The organism is Streptomyces sp. HUAS MS02 (genome assembly GCF_055702265.1).
The window spans coordinates 7113718-7131775 of record NZ_CM146747.1 but is presented as its reverse complement, the minus strand read 5'-3'; the positions used below and the strand labels follow the sequence as shown (position 1 = coordinate 7131775).

Genomic DNA, 18058 nt, shown 5'->3' with positions numbered 1-18058 from the left:
CGTGCAGTCACAGGATGTCGCCCCGCGCCCCGCAGCTTCCCGCGCTCAGGAGTCGGTCGTGGACGTCGAGCAGGCGGAGGCCGCGCTCGTCGAGCACTATCCGCGGCTGGTGCGGCTCGCCTATCTGACGTTGCCGTCGAGCCTGGGCCGGAACCGTCGTGTGCTGACGGCGCACGCTCTGACGCAGCGGGCGCTGCCGAGGGGGCGCGCGTCGGCCTCCCTGATCCCGGCCCAGGCGACGGGCACGGCAAGCGTGGCGGGGCGGGAGCGCAACCCGGGGTACGCCTATGTCCGGCTCCAGGTGGTCCGCACCGCCCTGGAGGCCGGACTCCCGCTGCGGCGCAGGGCGTGGCCGAAGCGGTCCCAGCTGCCGCCGCTGCTCCCGCGCGTGTGGGGGCTGCGGCTCTTCCCCCGCTCGGGCGGCGCCGACGAACTGGCCCTGGACCAGCGGCTGTCGGTGCTCTCCGGACCGGCCCGGGCCGCCTATGTCCTGCGGGGCCTGGAGAGGCTCCCGGACCCGGCGGTCCGCACGCTCCTGGAAGAGGCCGGGGTCGGTGATCCGGCGGCCGCGCTGCGGGAGGCCGACGCGGTGCCGGCGCGGCAGCACGCGCTGCTCCTCTCCCCCGAGTTCGACCCGTGTTCGCTGCACGCCCGCCCCACCGATCTGGTGCGCCGCCGCCAGCACACGAAGGCCGCGCTGGCCGCCACGGCCGCCGTGGCGGTGTGCGGGGCGCTCCTCGGCCTGCCCGGGGACGGGTGGGGCCCGGACGGCGCGGCGGCACCCCCGTACGCGCGCAACCCGGCGGCCCAGGCGGCCCTGGATCCGGGCAGGTTGACGACGGCGACGGCCACGGAGTGGCGGGCGACGGGGCGGACCGACTTCACCACCTGGCCCGCGCGCGGCGATCTCGTCAAGGACAAGGCCCTGTTGCGGCGGGCGCTCGCCGTGTGGGCCCGGCCCGGTGAGTCCGTGCAGGTCGCGGTCACCCTCGGCACGCAGGCCGGTCCCCCGCCCGGCCCGCCGCAGCTGCTGTACGCGGGCGAGGTCGACAACCTCCGGGTCGTCCTGCTCCACGACGGCCTGCGGATCGCCCGGTACGCGGAGCCCCTCGACGACCCGGGCATGGCGGCCCTGGACCTGACCCGGGTGGACGGGGCGACCGGCGCCGGCGCGAGCGCCCTGGTGCTGGGCCGGGTCGACGGCAACGTCCGCTACCTGACGGCGCCCTGGGTGCGCGAGGCGGCCGTACGGGATCTGGCGAAGGACGGCGGCGGGGTGCGGAGGCTGGCGCTGGCGAAGGACGGAACGACGGCTCCGTTCGCGAGTCCGGCGGTGCGTGCCGGGACGTGCGAGTCGTGGGACGTGCTCCAGCTGACCGATGCCGAGGGCGGTACGCGGCTGCTGAGCGATCTGGCCGAGGTGATTCCCGCGCATCTCACCGTCGGCCGGCCGTCCCGTGCGCCCGCCCATGACGCGTCCGCCGCTCCCGCGGTCTGGGCGCCCTTCGCCTGTTCCCTCGCCGCCGTGCGGTCGCAGGGGGTGCGGAGCGTGAACGCCTGGCGGTTCGCGCGCCAGCCGTTGCCCGACGGCAGTGGCACGGCCGACTGGGTGTGCACCCGCACCGAGACCTGGCGGGGAGCGGGCACCCGGGCGATGACGCAGTTCGTCACCCCGGCCGGCGCGTATGTCACGGCCGCCGCCGACGAGGTTCCCGCCTGCGGGCCGGCCGACCCCCATGTGCTCGCCGGCGGCCCGTGGAAGTCCGCCGCCGGTGTCTCCTATCTGCTGGCCGCCGGGAGCAAGGACACCGTCTCCGTCGAACTGGGCGGCCAGGCGAGCGGATCGGCGCAGGGCAACCTTCTCGCCGTACCTGTCGAGGAGGGCGCGCGGGCGGAGTTGACGGGCACGCTGGCGAACGGCCGGGAGATCAGCACCCTTCAGCCCGCCCGGGCCCGGTGACCGAGGCCGGTCGGCGACAGACCGGTGACCGGATGGGTCGAACGCCTATACGCTATCCAGCCGATGACCGGCTGGAATCGATCGGTAAGGTGTTCGTATGCGAACCGGTGCGCGCCGCAGGATGGGTGTGGAGGAGCGGCGGCAGCAGTTGATCGGGGTCGCCCTCGAACTGTTCAGCCGGCGCTCGCCCGACGAGGTCTCCATCGACGAGATAGCCTCGGCGGCGGGTATCTCCCGTCCGCTCGTCTATCACTACTTCCCCGGCAAACTCAGCCTGTACGAGGCCGCGTTGAAGCGTGCCTCCGACGATCTCGCGAACCGTTTCGTGGAGCCCCGGGAGGGTCCGCTCGGCGCCCGGCTGCTCCGTGTCACACACCGGTTCTTCGACTTCGTCGACGAACACGGCCCCGGGTTCTCGGCCCTGATGCGGGGTGGCCCGGCCGTCGGCTCGTCCCGTACCAACGCTCTCGTCGACGGCGTACGGCAGGCCGCCTATGTCCAGATCCTTTCGCATCTGGACGTCGACGCCCCGCCGGCCCGGCTCGAACTCGTCATCCGGTCCTGGATCTCGCTGGCCGAGTCCACGGCCCTCATCTGGCTGGACGGCCGCCGCATCCCGAGACAGGAGCTGGAGATCCAACTCGTCCACGACTTCGCGGCCCTGGCGGCCGTGAGCGCGGCGCAGGACGCGGAGATGGCGGACCTGCTCCGCGACATCCTCGCCGACGAGCCGGCGGACGGCCCGTTCAGTGACCTCGCGGGCCGCCTGGTGGCTCTGGCCCGCGGCTGATCCTCGGCGGGACTTCGGCTGAACCTCTGATCGACCGGGACGCCGCCGCGCTAGACCTCGAACTTCCGGTACGACGGATCGAGGTCCCGTACCTCCGCCGACGCGTGGAACGCCAGCCCCTCCCCCACCTTCACGTGCTCCCGCAGCAGTTCCAGCACGTTCTCCGTCAGCGTCACCTTGGTCTCGTCGGTCCGGCCCGCGAGCAGCCCCAGCGTGACGTGGACGATCGCGTGACCGTCGGTGTCGGGCCCGACGACCGTGTCCTCGGTGGCCCGGAACTGCGTCTTGCAGGCCGCCGGCTTCGCGGCGGCGGTCCGCACGACCTCGTCGTGGAGGGCCTTGGCGAACGCGGGCCGGTCGAAGCCCTCGGACAGGACGGCGGAGTAGTCAACAGTGATCTGCGGCATGAGGGTCACCCTAACCGCAGCCGCAACGCCAGCATCGCGATGTCGTCCTCCCGGTCCCGGCCGAAGCAGTGCAGCAGGGTGTCGCACAGCGCGACCGTCCCGGTCGGCGCGTCCGCCGCGGCGGCCCGCAGTTGCTCCAGGGAGAGCGACAGGTCGATGCCCCGGGTCTCGACGAGCCCGTCCGTGACCATGAGCAGACGGTCCGTCGGCCACAGCACCGTCTCCGTGGGCTCGGGCCGTTCGAGGCCGAGCCCGAGCAGCGGACCCGCGGCCTTCACATAGGCGGCCTCGCCGGAGTCGCGGACGATCAACGGCGGGATGTGGCCCGCGTTGGCGACCCGCACCCGCCCGCTGCCCGGTTCGACGAGGGCCAGACAGACGGTGGCGGTGACGTCGGGGTGGTAGTGCTGGAGCATCCGGTCCAGCCGGTGGGCGAGCGCCGCCGGGTCGGACTGCTCCACGCAGTAGGCGCGCAGGGCGTGCCGGATCTCCACCATCACGGTGGCCGCCTCCAGGGAGTGCCCGACGACGTCGCCGACGGCGGTGAGGAGGCCGCCGGGGGTGGACAGGGCCGCGTAGAAGTCGCCGCCGATCTCGGTCTGCCGGGAGGCCGGCACGTACCGGACGACGACTTCCAGGCCGGGGAACTCGGGCACCCGCTTGGGCAGGAAGCTGTGCTGGAGGGTGAGCGCGACATGGCGCTCGACCTGGTACATGAGCAGGGGCTGCGCGGCCAGCGCGGTGGCCTGGGCGAGGCGGGCGACCAGGCCCGTGGTGTCGGAGGCCGTGCCCCGGGTGCCGTGCACGGGTGTGGCGACACAGACGGGCGTACCGCTCGCGGTGCGGGCGAGGACGAGGCGGGCGTCCTCGGTGACGCCGGGCCGGAAGAAGCCGGCGGGCCACAGGGGCGCGGGGACGACCGTGTCGTGCGGGCCGGGGTCGCCGTCGGTGACACTGCGGATGAGCCGGGCCACGGCGTCGTGCGCGCCGGCGTCGGGGAGGGTGGTGCGGGCGCGGCCCCGGGAGGTGCCGCTGTAGAGGTGGCCGTCCTCGCCGAGCACGAACACGGCGGCGGGCGACCGGGTGAGCCGGGCGGCTCCCTCGGCGGCGGCCCCGGCCAACTCCTCCAGGGTGCGGGCGGCCTGGACGTCGACGATGGTCTCGGAGAGCAGCGTGAGCCGTCGCACGAGGGCCTCGGCGCCGGTGCGCATCCGGGCGCCGCGGACGGCGGCGCGGACGACCGCCTGGATCTCCTCCGGTTCGGCGGGGACCGTCAGATAGGCCTCGCCGCCCGCGTCCAGGCCCCGGCAGCGGTCGCTGGGGGCGACGGCCGCGGCGGAGAAGTGGACGACGGGCAGGGCGGCCGTCGGGGACTGTGCCTTGAGCCGGCGGCAGAGTTCGAACCCGCTCATGTCGGGGAGGCCGACGTCGACGAGGGCCACGTCCGGCAGGACGCCCGAGCGGAGCCGTACGTCGAGTTCGGCGAGGGCCTCACCGGCGCTGGCGACGGGGACGACGCTGTGTCCGGCCCTGCGCAGCACCGCGCCCATCGCGTACCGGCTGGCGGCGGCGTCGTCGACCACCAGGACCGTGGTGCTTGCTTCGTCGGCCATCAGGCTCATGAGGCTCTCGTCGTCGCCGGCGCTCGGATGGTGCGGACCGGATCCTCGCTCCGGCCGCACCACCCAAGCTAGCGCCCTACCGGCCGGATCGTGCGAAGACCGCCACGGTCCGCCCCGGAACGACGAAGGTCCCCGATTCCGCTTCGTACGACGCGGTGCGGACGGTAGGGTCCGCGCCCGAAGCCTGAACCTGGTGCAGCGCGTACGCCGTCCCGGCCAGGTCGTCCACGGTCTGCTTGCGCTCCTCGGGGGTGGCGTTGAAGACGACGACGAGGTCACCGAGTTCCATGGTGATCACGCCCGGGGTCTCGTCCTTCCCCGACAGCGGGAACGACAGCTTCGACTGGACCTGTCCGGTCGTGTCGAGGGAGAAGACGTCCTCCGTCGTACGGATCCTCAGCAGGTCGCGGTAGGCGGCCGAGGCGCCCTCGATCTGCTCGCAGCCGACCTTCACCGTGGTCAACAGGGGCTTGGCGTAGGGCCACTTGGACTGGTTGTCGGCCGCGAGGGGCAGGCCCCGGCCGAAGCCGTTGCCGTCCCGGCAGTCCCAGTGGACGGCGTTGAACCAGTCGCCGCTGTCGTAGGAGTTGCGGTCCAGGGACTTGGACCGCAGCAGGTCGGTGCCCGCCTGGGAGAGCGCCGGGCCCTGCGAGAGGACGGCCGTCGCCATCGCGAGGACCTGCATGCGAGCCCGGTCGGCGGCGTTCGTCGAGGCCGGCAGCTTGAAGGCGAGCGCGTCGAACAGCGACTCGTTGTCGTGCGCGTCGACGTAGGCGAGGGCGTCGCCGGGGGCGTCCGCGTATCCGGCGGGGGCCCCGTTGTAGTCGACCTCGGAGCCCTTGACCTCCTTGCCGTCGGTGTCGGTGAACCGGTAGTTCGCGAGGTTGCCGCTCAGGCCGACCTTGATGAGGTCCTGGTAGTGCAGCAGCCGGGCCTTCTGCTCGGCCGGGGTGCCGTTGTCCTCCGAGGAGTTGGGCTCGGTGTGCAGACCGGACGCGAAGCCCTGGACGCCCGGGTCCTCGTCGAAGGGGCCGCCGCCGCGCACGGCGTCACGGGCCCGGTCGGAGAAGGTGGCGATGCCCGTCCCCGCCATGTTCTTCTGGGTGGCCTGGACGAAGCGGGCGTCGTCGGCGACCTCGCCGAAGTTCCAGCCCTCGCCGTAGAGGATGATCCGCTTCCCGTCGACGCCGTCCTTCTCGATCGTGAGCGCGTCGAGGGCCTTGCGCACCGCCAGGATGTTGGCCTTCGGGTGGTGACCCATCAGGTCGAAGCGGAACCCGTCGACCTTGTACTCCTTGGCCCAGGTGACCATGGAGTCGACGACCAGCTTGCCCATCATGGTGTTCTCGGGCGCGGTGTTGGCGCAGCAGGTGGAGGTGGCGACCGAACCGTCGGCGAGGAGCCGGTGGTAGTAGCCCGGGACCACCTTGTCGAGGACGCTCTTGTCGGCCTGGCCGCTGGCCGGGGTGTGGTTGTAGACGACGTCCAGCACGACCCCGAGGCCGTCGTCGTTGAGGGCCCGCACCATCTTCCGGAACTCGACCGTGCGCCGTGTCCCGTCCGGGTCGGTGGCGTAGGAGCCCTCCGGGACGGTGTAGTGGTACGGGTCGTAGCCCCAGTTGAACGCGTCCTTGGCCGCGGCCTTCGCCACGCACTCCTGCTGCTTGTCGGAGTCGGCGGCGTAGGAGCCGAGGTCGCAGTCGACGGTCGCCTGGTCGGCCTTCCTCTCGGGGATGGTGGCGATGTCGGCGACGGGCAGCAGATGCACGTACGACGTCCCGGCCTTCGCCAGTTCCCGCAGGTGCCGGGAGCCGGCGCTGCCCTTGTCGGTGAAGGCGAGGTAGGTGCCCTTGTCCTTCGCGGGCACGGTGCCGTCGCCGATCGAGAAGTCCCGCACGTGCAGTTCCTGGATCTGCGCGTCCTTCAGCGGTACGGCCCTGGGCTTGGTGTACGACGACCAGCCGCTCGGTGCCAGGGACCTGTCCGCCAGGTCGACGACGAGGCTGCGCTCGGAGTCGGCGGTCAGGGCGACGGAGTACGGGTCGGTGACCTTGTTGGTGACGAGCCCCCGGACGCTGGGCGCCCACACCTTCACGACGTACCGGTAGGGCTTGTTCTTCCAGGACTTCTCACCCGTGACGGACCAGACGCCGGTGGCGTCGTCCCGCTTCATGGGAACCGTCCGCCCGTCGAGTTCGAGTTTCACCGACTGTGCCGTGGGCGCCCAGACGGCGAGCGTCGGCCGGCCCTTGCGGAATGTCGGGCCGAGGTCGGCGGCCGATCCGTCGTAGAGGTCGTCGAGCACGCCGGCGATCTGGACGCCCGTCGCCGCGAGCACGGCGCCGTTGGCCGCGCGCTGGGAGGCGACCAGCTGGCCGCGCAGGGCCGCACGGACCCGGTCGCGGTCGCGCGGGTCGACGGTCCACGCGGTGTACGCCTTCAGGTGCGGGAACTTCGCCTTCTGGGCGTCGGTGAGGGTCGACCTGTTCAGCCGCAGCCAACGCTCGTCGGTGCTGGTGAGGGCGCCGTCCTTCGCCGTGATCGAGCCGGTGCGCGAGTACAGCAGCTGGGTGGAGGCGGCGGTGTCGTTGCCGTTCCAGGCGAGGGTGTTCCGGTCGATCCAGACCGCCTTGGAGGTGGTGAGGTCGAGGGCGGCGGCGGAACCGGCCGGCTGCGGGAGCAGGTACTTCTCCTGCCCGTTCAGCAGCCACACCTCGTGTCCATTGGTCCGCAGGTCGAGTGCCTGGTCGGTGGGGAGGTCCTTCTCGTCGCCCTTGTGGATGATGTAACTGAGGCTGGTGGCACCGTCGGTGAGGGGCACCTCGAAGACGGCGCCGTAGGCGTCGGTCCGCACCGGCTCCAGGGGCTTGGCCCAGTCCGTGGGGTTCGCGGCGCCGGACCAGACGTGCAGGCCCCAGCCGTCGTAGTTCCCGTCGGCGCGGTGGTAGTGGAGGACGGCCTTGGTCTTGTCCTGCTCGGGGTAGTCGCCGGCCGGCTTCTCGGTCCGCACGGCCTCCTTGCCCTGCTCGACCCAGATCTCGCCGGTCCTCGTCACGTCGATCGAGCGGTCGGCCGAGACGTCCTTGGTGCCGTCCTTGTCGATGACGAGGTAGTTGACGGTGGTGGCACCGGGCTTGAGTCTGACGTACGCGAAGGCGCCGTACGCGTCCCGCCCGACGAAGTCGTGGCCCTCGGGCCAGGTGGTCCCCTCGCCCTCGGCGATGTCGCCCCAGGCGTACAGCCGCCAGTCGGTGTAGTCGCCGTCGGCGCGCTTGTAGTGGACGATCGCGTAGTCGCGCGAGGAGGCGGTGGGGACCTCGGGGGCGGGCGGGGTGCCCGTGGTGGAGGTCGCGGTGGCGCTCGCGGTACGGCCGGTCCGGTCGATCACCACTGCTTTGTACCGCAATGCGGTACCGGGCGGAACGTCCTCGCCGATGGTCTGGGTGACCTTGTAGGGGGCGTGGTCGGCGGAGCCCAGCGTCTTCCACTTGCCGTTGCCGACCTGCGCGGCGAAGACGACCCGGTTGAGCTGTCCGCCGTCCACATCCGCACCGATCTCGACCGTGCCGGTGGCACCGGCCGCCGGGGCCTTGAGGGTCAGGGACGGCTTGGTTGCGGGCTTCGCGAGGGCGCCGACGGCCTTGAGGACGATCGCCGAGCGGGCCGGGACGGTGACGGTGACCTTCTTGTCCGCGGCGCTCGTCACCTTGCCGTCGGTGCCGTGGACGCCCTTGAAGGTCATCCGGGCGGAGCCGGTGGCGAAGGTGGCCTTCTCGGCGTCGTCCGCGTTGTTGAAGGCGACGACGTACTCGATGCCCGTCCGGGCGTCCGTCCGCGAGAAGGCGTAGACGCCCGCCCCGTCGGCGGCGTAGCGCTCGGTCTGCACGCCGTCGGCGAGGGCCGGGTGGGCTCTTCGGAGTCTCGCGAGGTCGCTGATCTGCTTGTACAGCGGCGCGCTGGTGTCGTACGCGTCCTTGGCGTGCGTACGGTCCGTGCCGAGCAGGTCGTCGTCCAGGTAGTCGGCGGTCTTCGAGGCGAACATCGTCTGGCGGGCGTCCTTGTCGCCGCCCGCGCCGGTGAAGCCCTGCTCGTCGCCGTAGTAGACGACGGGGTTGCCCCGGCTGAGGAACATCAGCTCGTTGGCGAGCCTGTCCTTGGCGAGCAGTTCGGCGTCGGACGCCTTGGGGTCGTCCTGCTTGAGGAAGGTCCCGATGCGGCCCATGTCATGGTTGCCGAGGAAGGTGACCTGCTCGTAGGCGTTGGCCTTGTCGGTCGTGTACCGATAGTCGTCGCCGAAGACCGAGGCCAGCCTCTTCGCGCTGCCGCCCTGGGAGGCGTACGACCGTGCCGCGTCCTGGAAGGGGAAGTCGAGCGTGGAGTCGAGGCGCCCCTGGGTGACGTACGGGGAGGTCACGGCGGTGTCGGCGGAGTACACCTCGCCGAACATGAAGAAGTCGTCGCGGCCCTTCTTCGCGGCGTACGCGTCGAGGGCGGTGGCCCACTGCGTCCAGAACTCCATGTTCACGTGCTTCACGGTGTCGATCCGGAAGCCGTCGATGTCGAAGTCCCTGACCCACTTCTCGTAGATCTTCTCCATCCCGGAGACGACCTCGGGGCGCTCGGTCCACAGGTCGTCCAGCCCGACGAAGTCGCCGTAGGTGGCGGACTCTCCGGCCCAGGTGGAGTCGCCCCGGTTGTGGTACATCGTCGGGTCGTTCAGCCAGGAGGGGACCTTGGCGTTCTTCTCGGCGGCCGGGACGACGGGGGTCCGGGGGAAGGAGTCCCGGTCGACGGACGGGAAGTTCTTCCTGCCGTCCGCGTAGTCGGCGTCGTCGAAGGGCTTCCCGTCCTTGGTCAGGTAGGGGAAGGCGCCCTTGGAGAGGTAGTCGTAGGACTTCTCGTCGTAGTCGACGACGTCGGCGGTGTGGTTGGTGATGACGTCGAAGAAGACCTTCATGCCCTTGGCGTGGGCCTTGGAGATCAGGGTCTCAAGGTCCTTGTTGGTGCCGAAGTGCGGGTCGACCTGGGTGAAGTCCGTGATCCAGTAACCGTGGTAGCCGGCGGAGGCGTCGGCCCCCGTCCCCTGCACGGGCTGGTTCTTGAAGATCGGGGCCATCCAGATGGCGGTGGTGCCGAGGCCCTTGATGTAGTCGAGCTTCCTGGTCAGGCCCTTGAGGTCACCGCCCTGGTAGAAGCCCTTGTCGGTGGGGTCGTAACCGGTGGCGAGGCGCGAACCGGTCAGCCCGCCCTTGTCGTTCGCCCTGTCCCCATTGGCGAAACGATCCGGCAGGACGAAGTAGAACTGCTCGCGGGTGAGGTCGTGACGTGCGGCGCTCTTCGCCAGCTTCGCGTCGGACGGCGGTGCGGGCGGTGTGGCGGCCCCGGCGGCCAGGGGCTGGACGAGCGCCGCGGTCAGCGCGGTCACGGTGACCGCGCCGACCACGGCGGTCCGTCCGGCGTGGGCGGTGCGGCGCCTCGACGGCGTCGGCCATCTCGGTATCACAGATGGGCTCCTTGCGATGACGGCTCTGGTGGGTCCGACCCCGCGCGACCGTATCGCCGCCGAAAGCGTTTCAGCAAGAGGCTTGAAAGTAACGGTAACGGCTTACAGTGAGCCGTCAGCAGCTGCTCTTGCCCGCATAGAGGGCGAGAGCCGTGTTGGCGCCGAGGGTCGCGGTGAACTGGCCGGAGCCGTTCACGGTGACCGTCGTGTTGTTCTGCACGTTGCAGTAGGTGCCCGCCGCGAGGGAGGTCTGGTACGTGCGGCTGAGGCTGCCCGACTCGTGGTTGATGGCGACGAAGCCCTTGTTGCCGCGGCCGAAGGCGATCGCGTCGCCCCCGTTGTCCCACCAGTTGGTGACGGCCTCGCCGCGGGTGGCGTTGCGGAAGGGGACCATGCGCATGATCTCCGGCCAGGCGTGCTGGCACTTCCACCCGTTCTGCCAACAGGCGCCGACCGCACCGCCGTTGGGTGGGCCGGCGTCGTGGTCGGTGAACTCGTAGCCGGAGTTGATGTCGGGCGCGCCGTACGGGTAGGCCAGCATGAAGACGTTGGCCAGGGTGTAGTTGGCGCCGTCCTTGTAGCTGAGCGTGGAGCCGTTGCGCTCGGTGTCGTGATTGTCGACGAAGACACCGGCGACCGAGCTGTTCATGTACCCCCAGCCCTCGCCGTAGTTCTTCAGGTAGGCGAGGTTCTCGTTGTTGAAGACCCGCTTGAGGTCGAAGGCGTACCGGAACTCCTGTACGTCTCCGTTGCCGGTGTACTCGCTCGGCTGGACGGCCTCCCCGGAGCCGTAGATGGCCTCCTGCTTCCAGTACACGGACGGGTTGTTCAGCCGTGACTTGATGTTGGCCAGGTCGGCGGCCGGGATGTGCTTGGCGGCGTCGATCCTGAAGCCGTCGACGCCGTACCCGAGCAGGGTGTTCATGTACCCGGCGATGGCCGACCGGACGTACCCCTCACCGGTGTCCAGGTCGGCGAGCCCGACGAGTTCGCAGTTCTGGACGTTGGCGCGGTTGCCGTAGTCGCTGATGGTGGCGGTGCAGTCGTCGAAGTCGAAGGAGGAGTAGAGGCCGGGGTAGGTGTACTTCGAGTACGACGAGCCGCCGGTGCCGGTTCCGCTGCCGGCCGACATGTGGTTGACGACCGTGTCGACGACGACCTTGACGCCGGCCGCGTGACACGTGTCGATCATGTTCTTGAAGGCGGTGGCGTCCCCGAGCCGCCCGGCGATCCGGTAGCTGACGGGCTGGTACGACGTCCACCACTGCGAGCCCTGTATGTGCTCGGCGGGCGGCGAGACCTGGACGTAGCCGTACCCGTTGGGGCCGAGGGTGTTGGTGCACTCCTTGGCGACGGAGGCGAAGTTCCACTCGAACAGGACGGCGGTCACGTCCTTGGTGCCCGGGGGTGAGGCGTACGCGGTCGTCGTGGGCACCGCGAGCGCGATCGACGCGCCCGCCGCGAGAGCGAGCGCGCCGGAGAGGGTTCTGCTGGCCATGTGTGGGGTCCTTCTCCGTTGAAGGGAGCCGATGGGGAGGGTCCGCGGGCCGTGAGGGGCCCGTGCGGCAAGATCCGTTGCTGATTCTTGCTGCAAGATGGCTGAAAACTTTCAACCGAGAGGAAAGTACGAGTCCACTTGCCGGACGGTCAACCCTCCGGACACACCTTCTTCACACGCACGAAATCTCTTCACAGGCAAGGGTGTTGGGCGTCGGTGGCCTACTTGGACCGGCCTCCCTGGATGCCGCTCCCGTCGCGGAGTGCCGTGTACGCGGCCCAGGCGTTCAGCAACGGTGGCGTGACCGAACGGCGGCGGCCGGGGCCATGGGTGACCGCGTAGCGTACGGCCGCCGGGGTGGCCTCGGGGAACGCCGAGCACAGGAGGGCGACCGTGCCCGTGACGAAGGGCGCGGCGGCGCTCGTACCGCTCAGGACGAGCGGGTGACCGTCGGTGACCGGGCCCCGGACGCGGTCACCGGGGGCACCGACTCCGTGGCGGCCGACGGACGTACCCAGGTTGGACTGGGGCATGGGGTGCCCGGCCCGGTCGTAGGCGGTCACCGGAACGACCCACGGGTGGTCGGTGAGGACGGAGGAGCCCAGCCTGCCCTGGTTGCCGGCGGCGACCACGAGGATCACCCCCCGGGCGGCGGCGTGGCCGAGGGCCTCCTCCAGCGCGTGGTCGCGGACGCCGGAGGGGGCGGGCTGGGCCATGCTCAGGTTCACGACGTGGGCACCCGCGTCGACGATCTCCGTGAGCGCCCGGGCCAGTTCCGCGGTCCGTACGCCGGAGAGGCAGGTCGCGGGGCCGCCGTCGGCCGGGTGGTCCGTGAAGAGGGGCCGTGACAGCAAGGTGCAGCGGGGGGCGACGCCCCCGTCCGCGACGAGGATCCCGGCCACGGCGGTGCCGTGCGCGCAGCAGACGTCGGTGCGGCGGCAGCCTCCCGCACCGGCGGTCGGCGGATGCAGTTCCCGCACCGAGCGGGCCGCGAACGCGGGGTGGTCCGGGGCGACGCGGCCGTCGATCAGACCGATGACGACCGAGGGCCGGCCCGAGGTGCGCGCCATGAGCGGGGGGAGCCCCACGAGTTCCAACGGGTCCATGCCACGCCCCTCTCCCCGGCCCGCCCGACGGGACGGCCGGACTCACCCGCTCAGGGACTCATTTACTCCCGGGCTCACTCGCTCACGGACGCCCTCGCTCACGGATCGACCCGCTCACGGAGCCAGGGGCTCCGGCGGGCCACAGGCGCCGAGGCACTCCTCCGCGCAACGGTTCAGACATTCGCCCACCTCGTAGGACGGCACGTCCCGGCAGACGTCGGAACAGAGGTGCGAGCACAACGTGGCGCAGTACATGTCGAGTTGGGCATGCAGCCGGTCACCGGCCCCGCCCCGCCGGACGCGCGGGACGGGGACCGCGGGGACGAATCCGGGAAGCGTCATGTCGTCTCATAGGGGCCGGAGCAGTTCTCCGCGATGCAGTCCCGCACGCAGGCGGCGGGGTTCCAGGAGTTCCTGCACTGCATCCGGCACACCGGCCTGAGTTCCTCCTCACAGGTGAAGAACTGGGCCACGACCCGGTCACCGACCGGGGCGGGCGAGTTCGTCAGGGTGAATCCTGGCAGGCTCATCTCGGGTCACCTCTCCCACATCTCCTCGCAGAGCGTCGCCAGGCACTTGCGCACGCATGCACGGGGATCGTGGGCGCGCCGGCAGTGGTGGCGGCAGACCGGCCTCAGCTCCTCCTCACAGGTGAAGTGCTGAGGAACCATCAGGTCACCGGCGTGCGCTCCGGGTGCCGCCGGTTCGACGGCGAATCCGGGGATACGCATGTCCCTTCGCCTCTTTCCTCTCTCGTGTCGTGGTGTCGCTCACCGGGGGTAGTAGCGCTGGACGGGTGTCACCCGGAAGGGGAAGAGCCCCGAGAGACCGACTCGGACGAAGAACTGCTCGGTGACATTGGTCTGGCGGTGGGTGTACGAGAAGACGACCGAGATGACGTTCTGCGCCCCCGCGCTGAGCCGGGAGGGACCCGTCTCGACCGCGGACAGGGCGAAGCCTGCGGAGCGCATCTCACTGGTCTTGCGGTAGATCTCCTGCTCCCGCACCGTCAGGTAGTTGAGGGCCCGGTGGGCCGGGTCGAGCCCCATGTTGTCGTTGAGCTGGAGCACCCGGTCGAGGACCTCCCTGGCGGTCTTCTCGAATCCCTTGCGGGAGGTGTCGTCGGGGCGGTCGATCGCCTCGATCAGCTCTCTCGTGTCGAAGGCCCAGATCTTCTCGACGTGGACGACCGGCACGGAGAGTCCCTGGCACGCACCCGGCGGCACGAGGGGGCCGAGGACGCCGACGACGACGGCGAGGCCGCGGTCGTCCCGGACGGGGCGCAGGGCCTGCACCAGGTCGTCCAGGTCGGCCGGGTCGACGGGTTGCAGCACATAGGTGTCGAGTCCCTGCACGGACAGGACGTAGCACATCTGCCGGGCCAGGTAGCGGTTCTCGGGGGCGGACAGCACACGGTAGACCGTGTCGGCATCACTGGGGTCACGGGCTCCACCGGCCGCGGCCACCTGCGAGAACTCGTGCTGGACCGAGAGATCGGGGAAGACGGCACGCACCTGGCCGAGGACATAGACGTAACCGGGCGCGGTGTTGGCGCGCTCCGTTCCGCCCCCGTCGTGGGAGCCGGACCCGGCGCAACCGCAACATGCCTGGGTGACAGCGGACTCGGCGGGTACCGGGCGGACGTCGTCCGGATCGAACGACGCGGGGGGCGGAGCGGGCGCGGTCCGTGTCCCGGTCCCAGTCCCGGTTGCGGTTCCGGCCTCCGGCGGAGGGCTCGTGTCCGTGGCGCCGTCTGTGATCTCGGGGTCCATGGGTCAGTCACTCCTCACGCACGCTCTGGCTAGTGTTCTCGCCCGCCACCGATCGTCATCCACCGGTTCAACGCCTCGGCCCTGCGCCCACAGCCGCCGCAGGGCCGGACCCCCATCGCGGTGGTCACTCGGGCGAGGGCATCGCCCAGTCCGATCCCCGCGTCGTCGGGGGCGGCGAAGCCGGGGATACGGACCCGGTGGCGAGACCTGTCGTGACGGCGGGAGTCACCACGGCCGGAGTCACGGCCGCGGGAATCGTGGCGGCGCGGGTCGTCCGTGTCGCGCTCCGCCTCTCCGTGCGCCGCGTCCCGACCGCTCGTTGCACCGTCAACCATCTAGCTCACATCCCGGTGTTGACCGATCTCCCTCGGCGCCCCCGAAACGTCCCCGCCCCTTTCCACTGTCCTCCCGCGGTTCCCGGCACGCACCTCGACCGGTCGGACCGGCCGCGCCCGTACACCGGGACGCGTCAGGGCCCGTCACCCCGGGCTGGGGTGACGGGCCCTGACGGTCGACCGCGGCGACGTCGCCGCCGCTGCCTCGCGGTGGAGCTCAGCCGGTCGTCCACCACACCGTCGTGTCCCCCGGCAGCTTCGCCTCGTCGTCGGCCACCGTCACCTCGCCGCTGGCGACCAGGACCCGGCCGTACGCGGGGATGCGGACCGCCTCGCCCGTGGTGTTGGCGACGCACACGAAGTCGCCCCGGCGGAAGGCCAGGACGCCGGTGGGGGCCTTCAGCCACTCCACCGAGTCGCCCGCGCCGAGGCCGGGCTGTTCGCGGCGGACGGACAGGGCCGTGCGGTACAGCTCCAGGGTCGACTCCGCGACGCCCGTCTGTGCCTCGACGCTCAGGTCGGCCCATGCGGCGGGCTGCGGCAGCCAGGAGCCGCCGGTGCCGAAGCCGTACGAGGAGCCGGCGCGGGTCCACGGGATCGGCACCCGGCAGCCGTCGCGGAAGCCGTCCTGGCCGGCGCCCCGGAAGTACGCGGGGTCCTGGCGGACCTCGTCCGGCAGGTCGACGACGTCGGGGAGACCGAGTTCCTCGCCCTGGTAGACGTAGGCCGAGCCGGGCAGCGCCAGCATCAGGAGCGAGGCGGCGCGGGCGCGGCGCAGGCCCAGCGCGCGGTCGCCCGCGAGGCGGATCTGCGTGCCGAGGCCCGGTTCGTTGGCGAAGCGGGTGGCGTGGCGGGTCACGTCGTGGTTCGACAGCACCCAGGTCGCGGGGGCGTTCACCGGGCGCATGGCGTCCAGTGTGCGGTCGATGACGACCTTCAGCTCGGCCGCGTCCCAGTCGGTGCCCAGGTACTGGAAGTTGAAGGCCTGGTGGAGCTCGTCCGGCCGGACGTAGTTCGCGGTGCGTTCGACCGTCGGGGTCCAGGCCTCCGCGACGAAGATGCGGTCCCCCGCGTACTCGTCCAGCACCAGGCGCCATTCGCGGTAGATCGCGTGGACGCCGTCCTGGTCGAAGAAGGGCATGACATCGTTGCCCAGCAGCTTCAGCTGGTCGTGGGCGCCGAGGTCCGGGAGGCCGTCCGCCTTGACCAGGCCGTGGGCGACGTCGATACGGAAGCCGTCGACGCCCATGTCCAGCCAGAAGCGGAGGATGGAGCGGAACTCGTCGCCGACCGCCGGGTGGTCCCAGTTGAAGTCGGGCTGCTCCGGGGCGAAGAGGTGCAGGTACCACTCGCCGGGGGTGCCGTCCGGTTCCGTCACCCGCGTCCACGCCGGGCCGCCGAAGATGGACTCCCAGTCGTTGGGCGGGAGTTCACCGTCCGCGCCCTTGCCGGGGCGGAAGTGGTAGCGGTCGCGCAGCGGCGAACCGGGACCCTCCGCCACCGCCCGCTTGAACCACTCGTGCTGGTCGGAGGAGTGGTTCGGGACCAGGTCGACGATGATGCGCAGGCCGAGCCCGTGGGCGTCGCGGATCAGGGCGTCCGCGTCGAGCAGCGATCCGAACATCGGGTCCACGGCACGGTAGTCGGCGACGTCGTAGCCGGCGTCGGCCTGCGGGGAGGCGTAGAACGGGCTGAGCCACACGGCGTCGATGCCGAGGTCGCGCAGGTACGGGAGTCGGGAACGTACGCCCTCCAGGTCGCCCATGCCGTCGCCGTTGCTGTCGGCGAAGCTGCGCGGATAGACCTGGTAGATCACCGCGTCGCGCCACCAATCGCTGCGCTGTGCCTCGGCGGGGGTCGCGGTGGGGGTGGTGGTGGAGTGCTGGTGGCTCATGACGTCCTTGATGCGTGACGGGTCATCTGGGCAGAAGGATGAGGACGGGAAGGGGGACGAGGCGGCCGCGGTGACAGCGGGGTCGGATGGTCACCACGACCGCCTCGGGTTCTCGGGAGTGGGGGCCTGCGCGCCCCTTCAGGGGCGCGGGGCTCTGACATCAGCGGCTCCGCCGCGGGGCGCGAGAAGCCCCACCGGAGCCGCAGACAACGGACGACCCCGCGCGCCCCTCCCAGCGGAGCGTCACCCCTTCGTGCCCCCCGCGGTCAGTCCGGTCACCAGGTTCTTCTGCACGAGGTAGAAGAACGCGGAGACGGGGATCGCGACCAGCACGGCGGTGGCCGCCATCAGGTTGCGCTGGGCGTCGTGTTCGCTGACGAAGCTCTGCAGACCGACGGCGAAGGTGTACTTCGTGTCGGACAGCATGAACGTCGAGGCGAAGGCGACCTCCCCGAACGCGGTGATGAAGCTGTAGAACGCGGCGACCGCGAGGCCCGGCTTGGCGAGCGGCAGGATCAGCCGCGCGAAGGTGCCGAAGGGGGTGAGCCCGTCGACGCGGCCCGCCTCGTCGATCTCGAAGGGGATCGTGTCGAAGTAGCCCTTGAGCAGCCAGGCGCAGTACGGCACGGCCGTCGAGCAGTAGACGAGGACGAGGCCGAGGTAGCTGTCGACGAGCCGCAGTTCCGAGAGGATCTCGTACATCGGCACCATCAGGACGGCCACCGGGAACATCTGCGTGACCAGGAGGACCCACATGAACTTGCGGTAGCCCGGGAAGCGCATGCGGGAGACGGCGTAACCGGTGGTCGCCGCGATCAGCACCCCGAGGACGGTGGTGCCGAGCGAGACGACGAGGGTGCTGATCAGCCAGTCGAAGAACGGTGTCTCCTGAAGCACGTGCGAGTAGTTGGCAAAGGTCATTTTGCCGAAGATGCGCCCGGGATGCAGGTAATCGTCCTTGTCCGGTCCGAGGGACAGGAAGACCAGCCAGGCGATCGGGAAGAGCGCGGCCAGGCTCGCGACGATGAGGATCGCGTGGGAGGCGAGGGAGCCGGCGAGGCTGTTCTCGCCGCGTCGGCGGGTCCTGGGCGCCGAGGGGGTCGGCGCGGTCGGCCGGTCCTCGGCGGCCGTGGTGGCCCTGCCGGTCGTCGTGGGCGTCGTGGTGCTCATG

General features: G+C 71.0%; 13 protein-coding genes. 2 read left to right on the top strand and 11 right to left on the bottom strand.

From position 1 onward, the window contains the following. Position 1 precedes the first annotated feature (1 nt). Positions 2–1960: a hypothetical protein gene (locus ACZ9QC_RS30645; protein WP_472921856.1), complete on the top strand. Its 1959-nt coding sequence runs from the start codon at positions 2–4 to the stop codon at positions 1958–1960. A 97-nt stretch (positions 1961–2057) separates the two neighbouring features. Continuing rightward, a complete protein-coding gene (locus tag ACZ9QC_RS30640; RefSeq protein ID WP_472916073.1) occupies positions 2058–2750 on the top strand; it encodes a TetR/AcrR family transcriptional regulator in 693 nt (230 codons plus the stop codon). Between the two features lie 50 nt (positions 2751–2800). On the opposite strand, the gene ACZ9QC_RS30635 is transcribed toward ACZ9QC_RS30640, so the two are convergent. From ACZ9QC_RS30635 to ACZ9QC_RS30585, 11 genes are all read right to left on the bottom strand, one after another. Then, positions 2801–3157, bottom strand: a complete 357-nt coding sequence (locus ACZ9QC_RS30635; RefSeq protein WP_472916072.1) for a 5-carboxymethyl-2-hydroxymuconate Delta-isomerase — start codon at positions 3155–3157, stop codon at positions 2801–2803. Positions 3158–3162: 5 nt separating this feature from the next. Beyond that, positions 3163–4770 (bottom strand): SpoIIE family protein phosphatase, encoded by a 1608-nt coding sequence (locus ACZ9QC_RS30630; RefSeq protein WP_472916071.1) that lies wholly within the window; start codon positions 4768–4770, stop codon positions 3163–3165. An 85-nt stretch (positions 4771–4855) separates the two neighbouring features. Further along, a complete protein-coding gene (gene pulA / locus ACZ9QC_RS30625; protein ID WP_472916070.1) occupies positions 4856–10282 on the bottom strand; it encodes a pullulanase-type alpha-1,6-glucosidase in 5427 nt (1808 codons plus the stop codon). A 115-nt stretch (positions 10283–10397) separates the two neighbouring features. After that, entirely contained in the window at positions 10398–11780 is a 1383-nt protein-coding gene (locus ACZ9QC_RS30620) for an alpha-amylase (RefSeq protein ID WP_472916069.1), read from the bottom strand. Between the two features lie 221 nt (positions 11781–12001). Further along, a complete protein-coding gene (locus ACZ9QC_RS30615; RefSeq protein WP_472916068.1) occupies positions 12002–12886 on the bottom strand; it encodes a S8 family peptidase in 885 nt (294 codons plus the stop codon). Between the two features lie 114 nt (positions 12887–13000). Next, positions 13001–13228 (bottom strand): hypothetical protein, encoded by a 228-nt coding sequence (locus ACZ9QC_RS30610; protein WP_472916067.1) that lies wholly within the window; start codon positions 13226–13228, stop codon positions 13001–13003. Next, entirely contained in the window at positions 13225–13416 is a 192-nt protein-coding gene (locus ACZ9QC_RS30605) for a hypothetical protein (protein WP_472916066.1), read from the bottom strand. The genes ACZ9QC_RS30610 and ACZ9QC_RS30605 overlap by 4 nt, the downstream gene beginning before the upstream one ends. Positions 13417–13422: 6 nt before the next feature. Beyond that, positions 13423–13617 carry a hypothetical protein gene (locus ACZ9QC_RS30600; RefSeq protein WP_472916065.1) on the bottom strand — a complete coding sequence of 65 codons (195 nt, stop codon included), beginning with the start codon at positions 13615–13617 and terminating at the stop codon, positions 13423–13425. A 39-nt stretch (positions 13618–13656) separates the two neighbouring features. After that, a complete protein-coding gene (locus ACZ9QC_RS30595; protein ID WP_472916064.1) occupies positions 13657–14658 on the bottom strand; it encodes a cyanobactin maturation protease PatG family protein in 1002 nt (333 codons plus the stop codon). Positions 14659–15210: 552 nt separating this feature from the next. After that, a complete protein-coding gene (locus ACZ9QC_RS30590) occupies positions 15211–16887 on the bottom strand; it encodes a glycoside hydrolase family 13 protein (protein WP_472916063.1) in 1677 nt (558 codons plus the stop codon). A 243-nt stretch (positions 16888–17130) separates the two neighbouring features. Further along, complete coding sequence (locus ACZ9QC_RS30585; RefSeq protein WP_472916062.1) at positions 17131–18057, bottom strand: sugar ABC transporter permease; 927 nt, start codon at positions 18055–18057, stop codon at positions 17131–17133. Position 18058: the final 1 nt, after the last annotated feature.

Bases quoted from the DNA above. Each gene is read 5' to 3' on its own strand.
- ACZ9QC_RS30640 (WP_472916073.1), top strand. From the start codon at position 2,058: ATGCGAACCGGTGCGCGCCGCAGGATGGGTGTGGAGGAGCGGCGGCAG.
- ACZ9QC_RS30635 (WP_472916072.1), bottom strand. From the start codon at position 3,157: ATGCCGCAGATCACTGTTGACTACTCCGCCGTCCTGTCCGAGGGCTTC.
- ACZ9QC_RS30630 (WP_472916071.1), bottom strand. From the start codon at position 4,770: ATGGCCGACGAAGCAAGCACCACGGTCCTGGTGGTCGACGACGCCGCC.
- ACZ9QC_RS30620 (WP_472916069.1), bottom strand. From the start codon at position 11,780: ATGGCCAGCAGAACCCTCTCCGGCGCGCTCGCTCTCGCGGCGGGCGCG.
- ACZ9QC_RS30615 (WP_472916068.1), bottom strand. From the start codon at position 12,886: ATGGACCCGTTGGAACTCGTGGGGCTCCCCCCGCTCATGGCGCGCACC.
- ACZ9QC_RS30610 (WP_472916067.1), bottom strand. From the start codon at position 13,228: ATGACGCTTCCCGGATTCGTCCCCGCGGTCCCCGTCCCGCGCGTCCGG.
- ACZ9QC_RS30605 (WP_472916066.1), bottom strand. From the start codon at position 13,416: ATGAGCCTGCCAGGATTCACCCTGACGAACTCGCCCGCCCCGGTCGGT.
- ACZ9QC_RS30600 (WP_472916065.1), bottom strand. From the start codon at position 13,617: ATGCGTATCCCCGGATTCGCCGTCGAACCGGCGGCACCCGGAGCGCAC.
- ACZ9QC_RS30595 (WP_472916064.1), bottom strand. From the start codon at position 14,658: ATGGACCCCGAGATCACAGACGGCGCCACGGACACGAGCCCTCCGCCG.
- ACZ9QC_RS30590 (WP_472916063.1), bottom strand. From the start codon at position 16,887: ATGAGCCACCAGCACTCCACCACCACCCCCACCGCGACCCCCGCCGAG.
- ACZ9QC_RS30585 (WP_472916062.1), bottom strand. From the start codon at position 18,057: ATGAGCACCACGACGCCCACGACGACCGGCAGGGCCACCACGGCCGCC.